The organism is Streptomyces sp. NPDC001941, from assembly GCF_040296945.1.
Lineage (GTDB): Bacteria > Actinomycetota > Actinomycetes > Streptomycetales > Streptomycetaceae > Streptomyces.
The window spans coordinates 1-14427 of sequence record NZ_JBEOYE010000153.1 but is presented as its reverse complement, the minus strand read 5'-3'; the positions used below and the strand labels follow the sequence as shown (position 1 = coordinate 14427).

Below are 14427 nucleotides of genomic sequence, written 5' to 3'. Positions count from 1 at the left end.
ATCCCCCCCCCCCCCCCCACTGGGTGGCCGGTCGGTCCCGATGCCCCCCCCCCCCCCCCCCACGCCCCAGCCCACTCGGGTGCGGGGCCCGACGACACCCCCCCGGCCCGTCCGGCCCCGCGACTTCCCCCGTGCTCCCCCGTGTTCCCCCCGTACCTCCGTGGTGCCGGTGTCCCCTGTCAGGCCACCAGTTCCCCGAAGGACTCCTCCTGGTCGCGGCCGAAGCTCAGGACCTCGTCGTCGCGCAGGCGGCGCAGCGAGCGCCAGATGCTCGACTTCACGGTGCCGACGCTGATGTCCAGGATCTCCGCGATCTCCGGGTCCGTACGGCCCTCGTAGTAGCGCAGCACCAGCATGGTGCGCTGCAGTTCGGGCAGCCGGGCCAGCGCCTGCCAGAGCACCGCGCGCAGCTCGGTGCCGCGCATCGCGTCCGTGTCGCCCGCCGTCTCCGGCAGCTCCTCGGTCGGGTACTCGTTCAGCTTGCGCCGGCGCCAGGCGCTGATGTGCAGGTTGGTCATGGTGCGGCGCAGGTAGCCCCCGACCGCCGCCTTGTCACTGATCCGGTCCCAGGCGCGGTACGTGGAGAACAGCGCGCTCTGGAGCAGGTCCTCGGCCTCGAAGCGGTCACCGGTCAGGTGGTACGCGGTGGCGTACAGGGAGGCGCGGCGCTCCTGGACGTAGGCGGTGAACTCCGCCTCCGACAGGGACGGCCGCTCCACGGCGCCCCCCGGCGCTCCCCCGTACGCACCCGCTCCCCCGTCAGCCACGGCCACCATGTACGGCGCCTTGTACTGACGCCCGGCGCCGCGGACGCACCCCCGCCCGTTCACGGCGCCGGACTTCTCGCCGCTCCTGACGTCGTGCAGGCGCGTGACAACTGCGCTGGTGGTGGTGCTGTGCAGTGCGTTCATCTCGCGCCCCCCGTCGATTGGAGTCTGCTTCGGTCCGTGTGCCAATGAGCTTGCCCGGGCGACTTCACGCCGGTGTCCGCCGACTGTCACAGCCCTGTCACAGGGCACGGTCCGGTACCGGTGGGCAGGTGGGGGCGCCCCAACTGTCGATCCGTACCTCCCCCATGGGCCAGAATGGCCGGGTGCCTTTCCTGTTGCTGATCGAGGACGACGACGCCATCCGCACGGCCCTCGAACTCTCCCTCACCCGCCAGGGCCATCGCGTGGCCACCGCGGCCACGGGCGAGGACGGCCTGAAACTGCTGCGCGAACAGCGGCCTGACCTGATCGTGCTGGACGTGATGCTGCCCGGGATCGACGGCTTCGAGGTGTGCCGTCGCATCCGGCGCACCGACCAGCTGCCGATCATCCTGCTGACCGCGCGCAGCGACGACATCGACGTCGTGGTCGGCCTGGAGTCCGGCGCCGACGACTACGTCGTCAAGCCGGTGCAGGGCCGGGTCCTGGACGCCCGCATCCGGGCCGTGCTGCGGCGCGGCGAGCGCGAGTCCACCGACTCGGCCGCCTTCGGCTCCCTGGTGATCGACCGCGCCGCGATGACCGTCACCAAGAACGGTGAGGACCTGCAGCTCACGCCGACCGAGCTGCGCCTCCTCCTGGAGCTGAGCCGCCGCCCCGGCCAGGCCCTCTCCCGCCAGCAGCTGCTGCGGCTGGTGTGGGAGCACGACTACCTGGGCGACTCCCGGCTGGTGGACGCGTGCGTGCAGCGGCTGCGGGCCAAGGTCGAGGACGTGCCGTCCTCGCCGACCCTGATCCGTACCGTGCGGGGCGTGGGCTACCGGCTGGACACGCCTCAGTGACGAAGTCCGGCACGACCGCCAAGCGTTCCCTGCTCGCCCGGATCCGCTTCACCAGCCTGCGGCTGCGGCTCGTCGTCGTCTTCGCGCTCGTCGCGCTGACGGCGGCGGTCTCCGCGTCCGGCATCGCGTACTGGCTCAACCGCGAGGCCGTGCTCACCCGTACCCAGGACTCGGCGCTGGACGACTTCCGGCGGCAGATGCAGCGCCAGGCCGCCGCGCTGCCGCTGCACCCCGACGAGGACGACCTGCGGCGCACCGCCGAGCAGATGGCCTCCAGCGGGGCCGGCTACAGCGTGCTGCTGCTCGGCGAGCGCGCCGCGGACAAGCCGATCGTCGGCACCTCCGACCCGGACCGCTTCACGCTCGACGACGTGCCCGGCTCGCTGCGGGAGGCGGTCAAGGACCGCGAGCACCTCTTCTGGCAGCGCACCAAGCGCGGGACCACGCCCTACCTGGTCGGCGGTACGCAGATCTCCGGCGGCGGCCCGACCGGCTACCTGTTCAAGTCCCTGGAGCCGGAGCAGAAGGACCTCAACTCGCTGGCCTGGTCGCTGGGGATCGCCACCGCCCTGGCGCTGCTGGGCTCCGCCCTGCTGGCCCAGGCCGCGGCCACGACCGTGCTGAAGCCGGTGCACCGGCTCGGCGAGGCGGCCCGGCGCCTGGGCGAGGGCAAGCTGGACACCCGGCTGCGGGTCTCCGGCACGGACGAGCTGGCCGAGCTGGCGGTCACCTTCAACGACACGGCCGAGGCGCTGGAGCGCAAGGTCGCGGACATGAGCTCCCGCGAGGAGTCCAGCCGCCGGTTCGTCGCCGACATGTCGCACGAGCTGCGCACCCCGCTGACCGCCCTGACCGCCGTCACGGAGGTCCTGGAGGAGGAGCAGGAGAGCCTGGACCCGATGATCGCCCCGGCCGTGTCGCTGGTGGTCAGCGAGGTCCGCAGGCTGGGCGACCTGGTGGAGAACCTGATGGAGGTGACCCGCTTCGACGCGGGCACCGCCCGGCTGGTCCTGGACGACGTGGACGTCGCCGACCAGGTCACCGCGTGCATCGACGCGCGGGCCTGGCTGGACGCGGTGGAGCTGGACGCCGCGCGCGGCACCATGGTCCGCCTCGACCCGCGCCGGCTCGACGTGATCCTGGCCAACCTGATCGGCAACGCCCTCAAGCACGGCGGCTCCCCGGTGCGCGTGAAGGTGCGCACGGTGGGCGACGAGCTGGTGATCGAGGTGCGCGACCACGGCCCCGGCATCCCGCAGGACGTGCTGCCGCACGTCTTCGACCGCTTCTACAAGGCGAGCGCGTCGCGCCCGCGGTCCGAGGGCTCGGGCCTGGGCCTGTCGATCGCCATGGAGAACGCGCTGATCCACGGCGGCCGGATCACGGCGGCGAACTCGCCCGACGGGGACGGCGCGGTCTTCGTGCTGCACCTGCCGCGCGACACCTCGGACATCGAGCCCGAGCCGCTCGGGCACACCGGGCGCGAGCAGGAGCAGCGGACCCGGGGCACGCACGGCACACACGGCACACACGGCACGCAGGGAACACGGGGAGACGACGCCGGAGCATGAGAGCACGCCACACCGCCGCCGCCGCCGTACTTCTGCTGCTGGCCACCGGCTGCGGGATCCGCACCACCTCGGTCCCCGTCGACGCGGGCGCCGCGCCCTCCCGGGTGCCGTGCAGCCTGTCCGGCGACCGGGTCGCCACCCAGTCCCAGGGCGGCCTGCCGGTCCGGGTGTACCTGGTGTGCGCCGCGGAGCTGGTGGCCGTGGACCGCACCGCCGCGATCGACGTCGACAAGGGCGTGGCCGACCGGGTGCGGGTGGCGCAGGCGCTCCTGGACCAGCTGGACGCGGAGCCCGGCGAGGGCGAGCGCGAGGCCGGGTTCAGCACCTCGCTGCGCCGGCCGTTGGTGGTGTCGGCGGCGCGCCGGGGCGACCCGGCCGGGACGCTGCGGCTCAGCAGGCAGCCGGAGGACCTGCCCGCGGTGGGCCTGGCCCAGCTGGTGTGCACCTTCGCGGAGAGCGAGGCGGCGGCGACGGCGGGCACGGTGGTGCTGGGCGGCCCCGGCGAGTACCCGCCGCGCGCCTACCGCTGTTCGGCGCGGACCAAGAGCTCCCCCGCCTCGCCCGTACCGACGGCCGCGCCGACCGCTTCGTCACCGTCCTGATACCGCTGTCACAGCCGTGCCACCGGCCGGGCCGCGCGGAACCGCCGCCGCCGGGGGCCGCGTCTTGGGGGTCGTGCAGCGTCCAGGTAACGGCGGCAGGGCCGCCATCCGCTTCCGCGCGGCGGGGTTCGTCGTCCTCCTCGCGCATCTGGTGTTCGTGGGGTGGCTGACCCTCAGGCCGCTGGACGTCATGTGGGTGACGCCGCCCAATCTGGAGCCGTTCGCCGGGATCAGGGCCGACCTCGCGCTCGGTCCCGTCGAGGCCGCGCACCGCATCGGCGGCGGGCTGCTGCTGCTAGCGCCGCTGGGCGTGCTGCTGCCGTGGGTGGCCGGCCGCCTCAAGGTCTCCCCGTGGGCGTCCCTGGTGCGCACGGCCGCGGCCGGGGCCCTGGTCTCGCTGGGCATCGAGCTGCTGCAGACGGCCGTGCCGGGGCGGGTGGTGGACGTCGACGCGGTGCTCCTGAACGCCGTGGGCGTGGCCCTGGCGCACCTGCTGGTGGTGCCGGCGGGCCGGGCGCGGCTGCGGCGGCGCGGGGCGGCCGTCGCCCGTGGGGAGGACGGCGGGCCCCTGCTGCGGGACGAGGTGTCTCAGGGGGTGACCCCGACGATTCCCAGGGTCGGGATCGCCCCGTAGATCGACGCTTCGTCCCCTTGGTCCGGGACACCATGGAGTCATCGGGAGCCCGACGGAGCGGCTCCCCGAAGGACTCGTGAAGGAGCCCACCATGGCCGCCCTTGCCCGCCCCCGTGACGGACGCGTGATCGGCGGAGTCTGCGCAGCGCTGGCACGGCGCTTCGGAACCTCCGCGAACACCATGCGCGTGATCTTCGTGCTCTCCTGCCTGCTTCCCGGCCCCCAGTTCCTGCTCTACCTGGCGCTCTGGGTGCTGCTCCCCTCGGAGAAGTCCCCTTCGACCGCCTGGTAGGCCGCGCGGACCACCGGCCGCGGAAGCACCGGGCTCGGAAGTCCCGGGCTCGGAAGTCCAGGTCTCGGAAGTCCAGGTCTCAGAAATGGCGGGAGACCTTCTCCAGCTGCTTGTCGGCGACCTCCTGGGGGACCCGGGGGGTCGCGCGGTCCGCGATGTCCAGCGCCATGAACCGCACCACCGTGGCGCCCTGGCGGACCACCACCAGGTGCAGCGGGGCCCGGATGCCCTGGGTGGCCCCGGTGGTCGTCCAGCTGACGGTGTCCTCGCCCCGGGTGCGGTAGGGGGCGGTGCGCACGTCGGCGTAGTGCCCCGAGCGGCCCTGGAGGGTGGCGTTGAAGCCCGCTCCGCAGGCCGCCACGGCCGCCCGCAGCTCGGCCATCAGCGTGCGGGCCGCGGTCGTGGAGTACGTACTGACGGACGCGGAGACGGCGAGGCCCAGGTCCTTCTGGGAGCCGATGCCCCGGGCGGCCGTGGCCACCGCCCCGGCGCCGGGCCGGTCGCCCATCGCGTCGGCCAGCGGCTGGCACTGCCTGCGGTCGGCCCTGGGCCGCCCGGTGGCGGCGGGGGCGCGCGCGTCGGACACCTGGTAGCCGGGCAGGTCGCCCGGGGCCAGCGCGGCCCGCTGGAGCTTGCGCTCCCTGGCGGCGGGGGTGTCCGCGCGGTCGCGGCTCTTGCCGGTCTCGCGGCCCGGCTCGGGGCCGCTCCCCGCGCAGCCGGTGGCGAGCAGCAGGAGGACGGCCGTAGCGGCCGTGGCGGTGGCCTTCACGTGCATGGCCGGATCCTGGCACAGCCGAGGTGGGACGGACGCCCGAAACGGGCGTCCGCCCCACCTTTGGGCGTTCCGGGCGCGTGTCGCGGCCCGGGTGCCGGGGTGCGGCCGGGGGTGCTCAGCCGAGGGACGGCACGGCACCCGTCGGCAGGGTGCTGGTGGGCAGGCCGCCGGTGGGCAGACCACCGGTGGGCAGGCCGCCGAGCAGGCCGGAGACCGGGTCGGCGTCGCTCTTGCCGGTGACGGCGGGGAGGGTCTGGTTGGCGGTCGCCGGGGCGGCGGCGACACCGCTGGCCAGGGCGTTCTTCCCGGCGGACAGGGCCTCCGGGCCACCCGCGGGCAGCTGAGCGGCCGTGTTCTCCACCGGCACCAGGTGGGTGACGGTGTCCAGCGCGGCACCCGCGTCCGGCACGGCGGGGGCCGCGGCGACCGCGGAGGCGCTGCCGGCTGCGGCGGCGGCGAAGGCGGCTCCGAGGGCGGCGACACCGAGGGCCTTGGCGGCGGACTGCTTCATCTTGGTCATCCTTGGGGGGTTGGGGGCTGAGCGGCTCTGCAAGCTAGCCACGCCCCGCACACCCCCGCAAACCACCCCCGAGCGGCCGGGAAACCCACATCGCGGCCGCTCGTTGGGGGTCTTCGTCAGCCCGCGTCGGACGCCAAGTCGCTGGTCGTGGCGGTCTGCCTGAACAGCCATTCGGACTTCAGCTCCGCGAAGCCGGGCTTGATGACGTCATTGATCATCGCGAGGCGTTCATCGAAAGGAATGAAAGCTGATTTCATCGCATTGACCGTGAACCACTGGACGTCGTCGAGCGTGTAGCCGAACGTCTCGGTCAGCAGCTCGAACTCGCGGCTCATGCTGGTGCCGCTCATCAGCCGGTTGTCGGTGTTCACCGTGGCCCGGAAGTGCAGCTTGCGCAGCAGCCCGATGGGGTGCTCGGCGTACGAGCTGGCGGCGCCGGTCTGCAGGTTGGACGTCGGGCACAGCTCCAGCGGGATCCGCTTGTCCCGTACGTAGGCGGCGAGCCGGCCGAGCTTGACGCCGCCGTCCTCGGCCACCTGGACGTCGTCGATGATCCGCACGCCGTGGCCGAGCCGGTCGGCGCCGCACCACTGCAGGGCCTGCCAGATCGACGGCAGGCCGAAGGCCTCGCCCGCGTGGATCGTGAAGTGGTTGTTCTCCCGCTTGAGGTACTCGAAGGCGTCCAGGTGCCGGGTGGGCGGGAAGCCCGCCTCGGCGCCCGCGATGTCGAAGCCGACGACGCCCAGGTCCCGGTAGCGGTTGGCGAGTTCGGCGATCTCCAGGGCGCGGGCCGCGTGCCGCATCGCGGTCAGCAGGGCGCCCACCCGGATCCGGTGGCCGCTCTCGCGGGCCCGCCGCTCGCCCTCGCGGAAGCCCTCGTTGACCGCCTCGACGACCTCCTCCAGGGTGAGGCCCTTCTCCAGGTGCTGCTCGGGCGCGTACCGCACCTCCGCGTAGACCACGCCGTCCTCGGCGAGGTCCTGCGCGCACTCGGCGGCGACCCGGACCAGGGCCTCGCGGGTCTGCATGACGGCGCAGGTGTGCGCGAAGGTCTCCAGGTAGCGCTCCAGGGAGCCGGAGTCGGCGGCCTCCCTGAACCAGGTCCCGAGCTTGTCGGGCTCGGTCTCGGGGAGCGCTTCGTAGCCCGTCTCGCGGGCGAGTTCGATGATCGTGCCGGGGCGCAGCCCGCCGTCGAGGTGGTCGTGGAGCAGCACCTTCGGGGCGCGCCGGATCTGGTCGGCGTCGGGGACGCTGGGGGTCTGGCTCGTCATCTGCGCACTCTAGCCCCTACGCGCGTAGAGCGCCGGGTGTCGCGGACATGCGTGGCCGGGTCCCGCCGGTGCGCCGCCGGTCGCGCCGATACGTAACAGAGACCGCGACGACGGGTGGCGTACACCTCGTCTTCTGAGACTGTTCTGCCGTGACGCATCACGCACTCGTAGGGACCAGCGGAACGCGCGCGCCCCGGCTCGGCCGTGCCCTGGGGGCGGCGGCGGCGCGCGGGGCCGGGGCGGTCGCGCTCGTACTCCCGGACGGCGAAGCGGAGTCGGCGCGCGGCGCGTCGGCCCTGGCGTACGCGCGAAGCCTGCCCACCGCCCGCGCGCTGGCCCGGGCAGGACGGGAGGAGGGCCTGGTCGCGCACGTGCTGCGCTACCGGGGACGCGGCTGGAACGGCACCGACGCCCGGCTCGCGTCCGACGCCTCCTGGGCGGTGAGCGAGGTGGTACGGCGCTACGGCGACGTGCCCGTCTGCCTGGTCGGCCTCGGCATGGGCGGCCGGGCGGCGCTGCGCGCGGCGGGCCACACGGCCGTCAACTCCGTGCTCGCGATGGCCCCTTGGCTGCCCGAGGACGACGTCGCGGCGACCCCCGAACCGGTGAAGCAGCTCGGCGGCCGGCACGTGCTGATCGTGCACGGCACCAACGACGCGCGCACCGACCCCGAGCTGTCCTACCGGCTGGCCGAGCGCGCCAAGAAGGCCAACCGGGACACCTGCCGCTTCGAGGTGCACTCCGACGGGCACGCGCTGCGCCAGCACCGCTCCGAAGTCCAGGCGCTGGCCGCGGACTTCGTGCTCGGCTCGCTGTTCGGGCACGCCTACGCGCGCCCGGTGGCGGACGCGCTGGCGGCCCCGCCGCCGCTGGGCCTGCGGATGCCGCTGGCGGCGGGGTTCGGGAGGTCGCTGCGGAGCGAGCGGGACTGAGCGGCCGGCCGGCCGGGTGCCGCGCCGGTCAGCCAAGTTCCCCGGCCGGGGCGCGGCTGCCCTTGGGCAGCAGGTGGCCGCGCTGCGCGAGCAGGAACTTCTTGAAGGCGGCCACCGGGGCGGTGTCCGGGTGCCCCTCCAGCCAGGCGACGCCGATCTCGCGCACCGCCCGCTGCCCGGTGACCGTCAGCTCCACCACGCCGGGCCTGGCCACCGCGGGCGGCGGCAGCAGCGCGACGCCCAGGCCCGCCGCGACCAGGCCGCGCAGCGTCTCGGCCTCCTCGCCCTCGAAGGCCACCCGGGGCCGGAAGCCCGCCTCGGCGCACAGGTCGTCGGTGATGCGGCGCAGCCCGTAGCCGGGTTCCAGGGTGACGAAGGGCTCCTCGGCGGCCTCCGCGAGGCGGACGCGCTTGCGGCCGGCCAGCCGGTGGTCGTCGGGGACGACCAGGCGCAGCCGCTGCTCGTCCAGGCGCCGGGCCACCAGTCCCGGCTCGTCCGGCACCGGGGAGGTCAGGCACAGGTCGAGCTCGCCGGCCCGCAGCCGGTCCAGCATCGCCTCGCCGTAGTTCTGCACCAGGGTGAAGCGGACCCGGGGGTGGTCCACCCGGAAGGCCCGGATCAGCGCGGGGACCGTCTCGGAGCCCATGGTGTGCAGGAAGCCGAAGGCGACCCGGCCCGCGCCGGGGTCGGCGTCGGCGCGCACCGAGTCGGCGGCCCGCTCGACCTCGGCCAGGGCCCGCTCCACCGAGGCCAGGAAGGTGCGTCCGGCGGGGGTGAGCGCGAGGGTCCGGCCGCGCCGGGCGAAGAGGGCCACGCCCAGGTCCTGTTCCAGCCGGACCAGCGCCCGCGACAGGGTGGACTGGGGCACCCCGAGCTCGTGCGCGGCCCGGGTCACGTGCTCGTGCCGGGCGACCGCGGCGAACTGGGCGAGCCGCGGCGCGAGCAGCGGTCCCATGTCTTCTTCGTAACTGTTCAGTGACAGTCGAGCCGCTGAGCTGTACTCATGCACCATGGGAACGATTAAAGCCCGTTCGTGCATTGGACGCATGAGCGGGACCGTCCTACGTTCGACGCATGCCTTCCGCCGATACCGAGGCGTCCACCCACCCGGTGGACGCCGACTCCCGCCTGACCCCCGGACTGCCCGGCTACCGCCGGATGAGCCTGGCGCTCTTCGCCGCCGGGGTCGCCACCTTCGCCCTCCTCTACTCCACCCAGGCCCTGCTGCCCGCCGTCTCCGCCTCCTTCGGCGCGACCGCCTCGGCCGCCAGCTGGACCGTCTCCGCCGCGACCGGCGCCCTGGCCCTGTGCGTGCTGCCGCTGAGCGCCTTCTCGGAGCGCCTCGGCCGCTCCCGGATGATGTCCGCCTCGCTCGCCGTCGCGGTGGCCGTGGGCCTGCTGGTGCCGCTGGCGCCCAGCCTGGAGTGGCTGGTGGTGCTGCGCGCGGTGCAGGGCGCGGCGCTGGCCGGGCTGCCCGCGTCGGCGATGGCGTACCTGGCGGAGGAGGTGCGCCCGCGCGCGCTGGTCGGCGCGATCGGCCTGTTCGTGGCGGGCAACTCCATCGGCGGCATGAGCGGACGCATCCTCACCGGCTGGGTCGCCCAGCTGTGGGGCTGGCGCGCGGCGCTGGCGGCGGTCGGCGTGCTGGCGGCCGTCTGCGCGGTGGCCTTCCGGCTGCTGCTGCCGCGGGCGCGGCACTTCACTCCGGGCAGCCTCGACCCCCGGGCGCTGGGCCGCACGGTGCGCACGCACCTGTCGGATCCGCTGCTGCTGCGGCTGTACGCGATCGGCGCGCTGTTCATGACGGTGTTCGGCGCGGTCTACACGGTGATCGGCTACCGGCTCGTCCAGGCCCCGTTCAGCCTTCCGCAGGGCGTGGTCGGCTCGATCTTCCTGGTCTACCTGGTGGGCACCGTCTCCTCGGCGGCGGCCGGGAAGCTGGTCGGCCGGGTGGGCCGGCGCGGCGCGCTCTACCTGGCGGTCGGCACCACGGCGGCGGGCCTGCTGCTCTCCCTGGCCGACTCGCTGGCCTCCGTGCTCGGCGGCCTGGTCCTGATCACCGCGGGCTTCTTCGCGGGCCACGCGGTGGCCTCCTCCTCGGTCAGCCGGACGGCGAGGACGGGCCGCGCGCAGGCGTCGGCGCTGTACCAGTCCGCGTACTACGTGGGCTCCAGCGCGGGCGGCACGCTGGGCGCCGTCGCCTTCCACGCGGGCGGCTGGGCGGGCACCGTACTGCTCGGCCTGGTCGCGGTCCTCGGCGTCGTCTCGATCACCCTGTACGGCACCCACGCGGCCCGCGCCGAGGCCCGCCGGCCGGTCGCGCCGCGCTCCCCGGTCCGTACGGTCCGGGCCTGACGACCCCCCGCTGAGCAGGCCGGACGGCAGCGGCTGCGCAACGCCGCGCGAACCGCTGCCAATTCGTCACCTTTCCCGTGCAACTCCCACTCACCCCTGTGCGTCAAACGGGGCACAAGACCCGCTGACACGCGGAAACGCACAAGGAGTTGCCCATGGCAGGCGTACGCATATCAAGAGCGGCCGGAGCGCTGCTCGGGGCCGCCGGCATGGTGGTCCCGCTGGCCGTGGTGACCGCGGCCCCCGCCCAGGCGGCGTCGTGCACCACGTCGACCGGCCCGTACCAGACGCGCGTGGAGCGCTTCCTGGGCCGCCCGGTGGACGGTAAGCAGTCGGCAGCCGACTGCAAGGCCACCCAGAAGTTCCAGGCCCAGCACGGGATCACCCCGACCATCGGCTACGCCGGTGAGCTGACCTGGCGCACCATGAACACGATGCTGGCCCAGCGCGCGGCGGGGAAGACCCCCAACGCGGCGGGCAAGTGCCCGACCAACAAGGGCCGCATCGCGTGCGTGGACCTGACCCGGCAGCTGAGCTGGATCCAGGACGGCAAGAAGCTCACGTACGGCCCGGTGCCGGTGCGCACCGGCCGGGACGGCGCGGAGACCCGCACCGGCCTGAAGAAGGTCTACTGGCGCGACATCGACCACGTCTCGTCGCTGTACAACGTCTCGATGCCCTACTCGCAGTTCTTCGACGGCGGGCAGGCCTTCCACTCGGTCACCAAGTCCATGTGGAACCCGCCGGGTTCGGCGGGCTGCGTGAACATGCGGGTGGCCGACGCCAAGGCGTACTGGAGCCTGCTGCGCAACGGGGACGACGTCTTCGTCTACGGGCGCAAGCCGGGAACCTGACCCCCGCTGTCAGTGCCCTCCTGTAGTTTTCCCTGAGCCGGAGCCGACCGGGCTCCGGCGAGGGGTGACAGGGGTGGACCCGATGGGTGACGTGGCGACCAAGGACCTCTCCGACCTGGAGAAGTACCGCACCGAGCTGACCGGTTACTGCTACCGGATGCTGGGCTCGTCCTTCGAGGCGGAGGACGCGGTCCAGGACACGATGGTGCGGGCCTGGCGCAGCTTCGAGAAGTTCGAGGGCCGTTCCAGCCTGCGCTCGTGGCTGTACCGCATCGCGACGAACGTCTGCCTGGACGCGCTCAAGGCGGGCAACCGCCGGGCCCGCCCGATGGACCTGACCGCCGCGACCCCGATCAACGAGGCCAAGCTCGGCGCCCCGCTGGTGGAGTCGGCCTGGCTGGAGCCGGTGCCGGACGGGCGGGTGCTGCCGACCGCGGACGACCCGGCGGAGGCCGCGCTGCAGCGCGAGACGATCCGGCTGGCGTTCGTCGCGGCCCTGCAGCACCTGCCGCCCAAGCAGCGGGCGGTGCTGATCCTGCGCGAGGTGCTGGCCTGGCAGGCCAGCGAGGTCGCGGAGCTCCTGGAGACCTCGGTCGCCTCGGTCAACAGCGCGCTCCAGCGGGCCCGGGCCACGCTCGCGGAGCAGTCCCCCGGCGCGAGCGACGCGGCCGACCCGCTGGACGAGGAGCAGAAGAAGCTCCTGGAGCGCTACGTCGCCGCCTTCGAGGGGTACGACATGCAGGCGCTGACCGCCCTGGTGCACGAGGACGCCACCTTCTCCATGCCGCCCTACGACCTGTGGTTCACCGGTCACGAGGCCATGGTCGGCTGGATGCTGGGCGTGGGCTCGGTGTGCAGCGGCTCGCGCCTGGTGCCCACCGTGGCCAACGGCGCCCCGGCGTTCGCGCAGTACCACCCGTCGCAGGACGGCGAGGGCTTCGAGCCGTGGGCGCTCATCGTGCTCGAACTGCGCGACGGCAAGATCGCCGGGCAGAACTTCTTCCTGGACACCCCGCGCTGGTTCCCGCTGTTCGGGCTGCCCGCCCGGCTGGACAAGGAGGGTCAGCCCGCCGCCTGAGACTCGGCGAGCTCGGCCAGGCCGACCAGCCCGAGCAGGTCCAGGAGTTCGGGTCCGGCCCGCTGGAGCCGGACCCGGCAGCCCCGCCGCCGCCCGGCCAGCCGCAGCTTGGCCAGCAGGTTGACCGCGGCGAGGGACGGCCGGCGCAGGCCGCCGACGTCACAGACCACCTCGGTGGCCCCGAGCTCGGCGGCTTCGGCGAGGCACTCCTCGACCTGGGCGTACAGCGGCGGTACGTCGGCCGGGGTGATCCGGCCGACGACCGCGAGGACGATCGGTGAGGTGACGATCGGCGGGGTGACGCTCGGCTGCGTGCTGTCCATGCAGGAGAGGACCGGCCCGGAGGCCGGAACTCATCGGTAGGACCGGGGAGCGGCCGGGCCGGGAGGCCGTCAGGCGATGCGGTCCAGGACGATCGGGGCCGCGGTGAAGCCGGTGCCCTCGGGGGCCACGTCGTAGGAGCCCGTCAGGGACTCCAGGGCGTAGTCGAACTTCTCCGGGGTGTCCGTGTGCAGGGTCAGCAAGGGCTGGCCCGCGGTGACCGTGTCGCCCGGCTTGGCGTGCAGCTCGACGCCCGCGCCCGCCTGCACCGGGTCCTCCTTGCGCGCCCGGCCGGCGCCCAGGCGCCAGGCGGCCACGCCGATGTCGTACGCGTCCAGGCGGGTCAGCACGCCGGAGGACGGGGCCGTGACGACGTGGCTCTCGCGGGCGACCGGCAGGGCCGCGTCCGGGTCGCCGCCCTGGGCGGAGATCATCCGGCGCCACACGTCCATGGCGGAGCCGTCGGCGAGCGCCTTGGCCGGGTCGGCGTCCTTCAGCCCGGCCGCGTCCAGCATCTCGCGGGCCAGCGCCAGGGTCAGCTCGACCACGTCGGCGGGGCCGCCGCCGGCCAGCACCTCGACGGACTCGCGGACCTCCAGGGCGTTGCCCGCGGTCAGGCCGAGCGGGGTGGACATGTCGGTGAGCAGCGCGACGGTCCGCACACCGCTGTCGGTGCCCAGCGCGACCATGGTGGAGGCCAGTTCGCGGGCGTCCTCGATGGTCTTCATGAAGGCGCCGGAGCCCACCTTGACGTCCAGGACCAGCGAGTCGGTGCCCTCGGCGATCTTCTTGGACATGATCGAGGAGGCGATCAGCGGGATGGCCTCGACGGTGCCGGTGACGTCGCGCAGCGCGTACAGCTTCTTGTCGGCGGGGGCCAGGCCGTCGCCCGCCGCGCAGATGACCGCGCCGGTGGTGTCCAGGACGTGCAGCATCTCCTCGTTGGAGAGCAGCGCGCGCCAGCCGGGGATGGACTCCAGCTTGTCCAGGGTGCCGCCGGTGTGGCCGAGGCCGCGGCCGGAGAGCTGCGGCACGGCCGCGCCGCAGGCGGCGACGAGCGGGGCGAGCGGCAGGGTGATCTTGTCGCCGACGCCGCCGGTGGAGTGCTTGTCGGCGGTGGGGCGGGAGAGCGCGCCGAAGTCCATCCGCTCGCCGGAGGCGATCATGGCGGCGGTCCAGCGGGCGATCTCGTCGCGGTTCATGCCGTTCAGCAGGATCGCCATCGCCAGGGCCGACATCTGCTCGTCGGCGACCACGCCACGGGTGTAGGCGTCGATGACCCAGTCGATCTGCTCCGGGCTCAGCTCGCCCTTGTCCCGCTTGGTGCGGATGACGGAGATGACGTCCATGGCATGTCCTTCCGGCTTCGGTTGCTCTTGCGGCTCAGGCGCGACTCTACGCGCATAGAGGGGGGAAGGAGCGGCGGCCCTGCCCGGGTGACCGGGCAGGGC

At 73.9% G+C, this 14427-nt stretch carries 16 protein-coding genes; 9 read left to right on the top strand and 7 right to left on the bottom strand.

The annotated features are described in order from the left end of the window. Positions 1-179 precede the first annotated feature (179 nt). Positions 180-911: a SigE family RNA polymerase sigma factor gene (locus ABT160_RS44335; protein ID WP_351655326.1), complete on the bottom strand. Its 732-nt coding sequence runs from the start codon at positions 909-911 to the stop codon at positions 180-182. A 182-nt stretch (positions 912-1093) separates the two neighbouring features. On the opposite strand from ABT160_RS44335, the gene afsQ1 reads away from it, so the two are divergent. The 5 genes from afsQ1 to ABT160_RS44310 all read left to right on the top strand — a co-directional run bounded on the left by afsQ1 (position 1094) and on the right by ABT160_RS44310 (position 4870). Then, the gene (gene afsQ1, locus ABT160_RS44330) at positions 1094-1771 is read left to right on the top strand and encodes a two-component system response regulator AfsQ1 (protein WP_351655323.1); all 678 of its coding nucleotides are present in this window, start codon (positions 1094-1096) and stop codon (positions 1769-1771) included. Beyond that, positions 1768-3342 carry an ATP-binding protein gene (locus tag ABT160_RS44325; RefSeq protein ID WP_351655321.1) on the top strand — a complete coding sequence of 525 codons (1575 nt, stop codon included), beginning with the start codon at positions 1768-1770 and terminating at the stop codon, positions 3340-3342. Before afsQ1 ends, ABT160_RS44325 begins: the two co-directional genes overlap by 4 nt. Further along, positions 3339-3944: a hypothetical protein gene (locus tag ABT160_RS44320; RefSeq protein ID WP_351655318.1), complete on the top strand. Its 606-nt coding sequence runs from the start codon at positions 3339-3341 to the stop codon at positions 3942-3944. The genes ABT160_RS44325 and ABT160_RS44320 overlap by 4 nt, the downstream gene beginning before the upstream one ends. Before the next feature lie 73 nt (positions 3945-4017). Further along, positions 4018-4578, top strand: a complete 561-nt coding sequence (locus ABT160_RS44315; protein WP_351655315.1) for a VanZ family protein — start codon at positions 4018-4020, stop codon at positions 4576-4578. Between the two features lie 91 nt (positions 4579-4669). Then, positions 4670-4870 (top strand): PspC domain-containing protein, encoded by a 201-nt coding sequence (locus ABT160_RS44310; protein WP_351655313.1) that lies wholly within the window; start codon positions 4670-4672, stop codon positions 4868-4870. A gap of 79 nt (positions 4871-4949) precedes the next feature. On the opposite strand, the gene ABT160_RS44305 is transcribed toward ABT160_RS44310, so the two are convergent. The 3 genes from ABT160_RS44305 to ABT160_RS44295 all read right to left on the bottom strand — a co-directional run bounded on the left by ABT160_RS44305 (position 4950) and on the right by ABT160_RS44295 (position 7436). Continuing rightward, a complete protein-coding gene (locus ABT160_RS44305; protein WP_351655310.1) occupies positions 4950-5645 on the bottom strand; it encodes a hypothetical protein in 696 nt (231 codons plus the stop codon). 115 nt (positions 5646-5760) lie between these two features. After that, complete coding sequence (locus ABT160_RS44300) at positions 5761-6156, bottom strand: ATP-binding protein (RefSeq protein WP_351655307.1); 396 nt, start codon at positions 6154-6156, stop codon at positions 5761-5763. A 125-nt stretch (positions 6157-6281) separates the two neighbouring features. Beyond that, positions 6282-7436, bottom strand: a complete 1155-nt coding sequence (locus tag ABT160_RS44295; RefSeq protein WP_351655304.1) for an adenosine deaminase — start codon at positions 7434-7436, stop codon at positions 6282-6284. Between the two features lie 209 nt (positions 7437-7645). Between ABT160_RS44295 and ABT160_RS44290 the strand changes: the two genes are divergently transcribed. Continuing rightward, a complete protein-coding gene (locus tag ABT160_RS44290) occupies positions 7646-8368 on the top strand; it encodes an alpha/beta fold hydrolase (RefSeq protein WP_351655329.1) in 723 nt (240 codons plus the stop codon). A gap of 28 nt (positions 8369-8396) precedes the next feature. Here the strand turns inward: ABT160_RS44290 and ABT160_RS44285 are convergent, their stop codons facing one another. Then, positions 8397-9380, bottom strand: a complete 984-nt coding sequence (locus tag ABT160_RS44285) for a LysR family transcriptional regulator (RefSeq protein ID WP_351655302.1) — start codon at positions 9378-9380, stop codon at positions 8397-8399. A gap of 62 nt (positions 9381-9442) precedes the next feature. Between ABT160_RS44285 and ABT160_RS44280 the strand changes: the two genes are divergently transcribed. The 3 genes from ABT160_RS44280 to ABT160_RS44270 all read left to right on the top strand — a co-directional run bounded on the left by ABT160_RS44280 (position 9443) and on the right by ABT160_RS44270 (position 12655). Continuing rightward, positions 9443-10723 (top strand): MFS transporter, encoded by a 1281-nt coding sequence (locus tag ABT160_RS44280; protein ID WP_351655299.1) that lies wholly within the window; start codon positions 9443-9445, stop codon positions 10721-10723. Positions 10724-10878: 155 nt separating this feature from the next. Next, positions 10879-11577: a L,D-transpeptidase family protein gene (locus tag ABT160_RS44275; RefSeq protein WP_351655296.1), complete on the top strand. Its 699-nt coding sequence runs from the start codon at positions 10879-10881 to the stop codon at positions 11575-11577. Between the two features lie 82 nt (positions 11578-11659). Next, positions 11660-12655 (top strand): sigma-70 family RNA polymerase sigma factor, encoded by a 996-nt coding sequence (locus tag ABT160_RS44270; protein WP_351655293.1) that lies wholly within the window; start codon positions 11660-11662, stop codon positions 12653-12655. Here the strand turns inward: ABT160_RS44270 and ABT160_RS44265 are convergent. Together ABT160_RS44265 and ABT160_RS44260 are read right to left on the bottom strand one after the other, a co-directional pair. Beyond that, positions 12640-12978, bottom strand: coding sequence for an STAS domain-containing protein (locus ABT160_RS44265; RefSeq protein WP_351655291.1), 339 nt, complete (start codon positions 12976-12978; stop codon positions 12640-12642). The genes ABT160_RS44270 and ABT160_RS44265 overlap by 16 nt on opposite strands. A gap of 69 nt (positions 12979-13047) precedes the next feature. Then, a complete protein-coding gene (locus ABT160_RS44260; RefSeq protein WP_351655288.1) occupies positions 13048-14325 on the bottom strand; it encodes a thymidine phosphorylase in 1278 nt (425 codons plus the stop codon). Between the last annotated feature and the right edge of the window lie 102 nt (positions 14326-14427).

Excerpts from the sequence above, each read along its gene's own strand:
- ABT160_RS44295 (WP_351655304.1), bottom strand. The coding sequence starts at position 7,436 with ATGACGAGCCAGACCCCCAGCGTCCCCGACGCCGACCAGATCCGGCGC.
- ABT160_RS44270 (WP_351655293.1), top strand. The coding sequence starts at position 11,660 with ATGGGTGACGTGGCGACCAAGGACCTCTCCGACCTGGAGAAGTACCGC.
- ABT160_RS44300 (WP_351655307.1), bottom strand. The coding sequence starts at position 6,156 with ATGAAGCAGTCCGCCGCCAAGGCCCTCGGTGTCGCCGCCCTCGGAGCC.
- ABT160_RS44310 (WP_351655313.1), top strand. The coding sequence starts at position 4,670 with ATGGCCGCCCTTGCCCGCCCCCGTGACGGACGCGTGATCGGCGGAGTC.
- ABT160_RS44305 (WP_351655310.1), bottom strand. The coding sequence starts at position 5,645 with ATGCACGTGAAGGCCACCGCCACGGCCGCTACGGCCGTCCTCCTGCTG.
- ABT160_RS44275 (WP_351655296.1), top strand. The coding sequence starts at position 10,879 with ATGGCAGGCGTACGCATATCAAGAGCGGCCGGAGCGCTGCTCGGGGCC.
- ABT160_RS44280 (WP_351655299.1), top strand. The coding sequence starts at position 9,443 with ATGCCTTCCGCCGATACCGAGGCGTCCACCCACCCGGTGGACGCCGAC.
- ABT160_RS44260 (WP_351655288.1), bottom strand. The coding sequence starts at position 14,325 with ATGGACGTCATCTCCGTCATCCGCACCAAGCGGGACAAGGGCGAGCTG.
- ABT160_RS44265 (WP_351655291.1), bottom strand. The coding sequence starts at position 12,978 with ATGGACAGCACGCAGCCGAGCGTCACCCCGCCGATCGTCACCTCACCG.
- ABT160_RS44335 (WP_351655326.1), bottom strand. The coding sequence starts at position 911 with ATGAACGCACTGCACAGCACCACCACCAGCGCAGTTGTCACGCGCCTG.
- ABT160_RS44320 (WP_351655318.1), top strand. The coding sequence starts at position 3,339 with ATGAGAGCACGCCACACCGCCGCCGCCGCCGTACTTCTGCTGCTGGCC.
- ABT160_RS44285 (WP_351655302.1), bottom strand. The coding sequence starts at position 9,380 with ATGGTGCATGAGTACAGCTCAGCGGCTCGACTGTCACTGAACAGTTAC.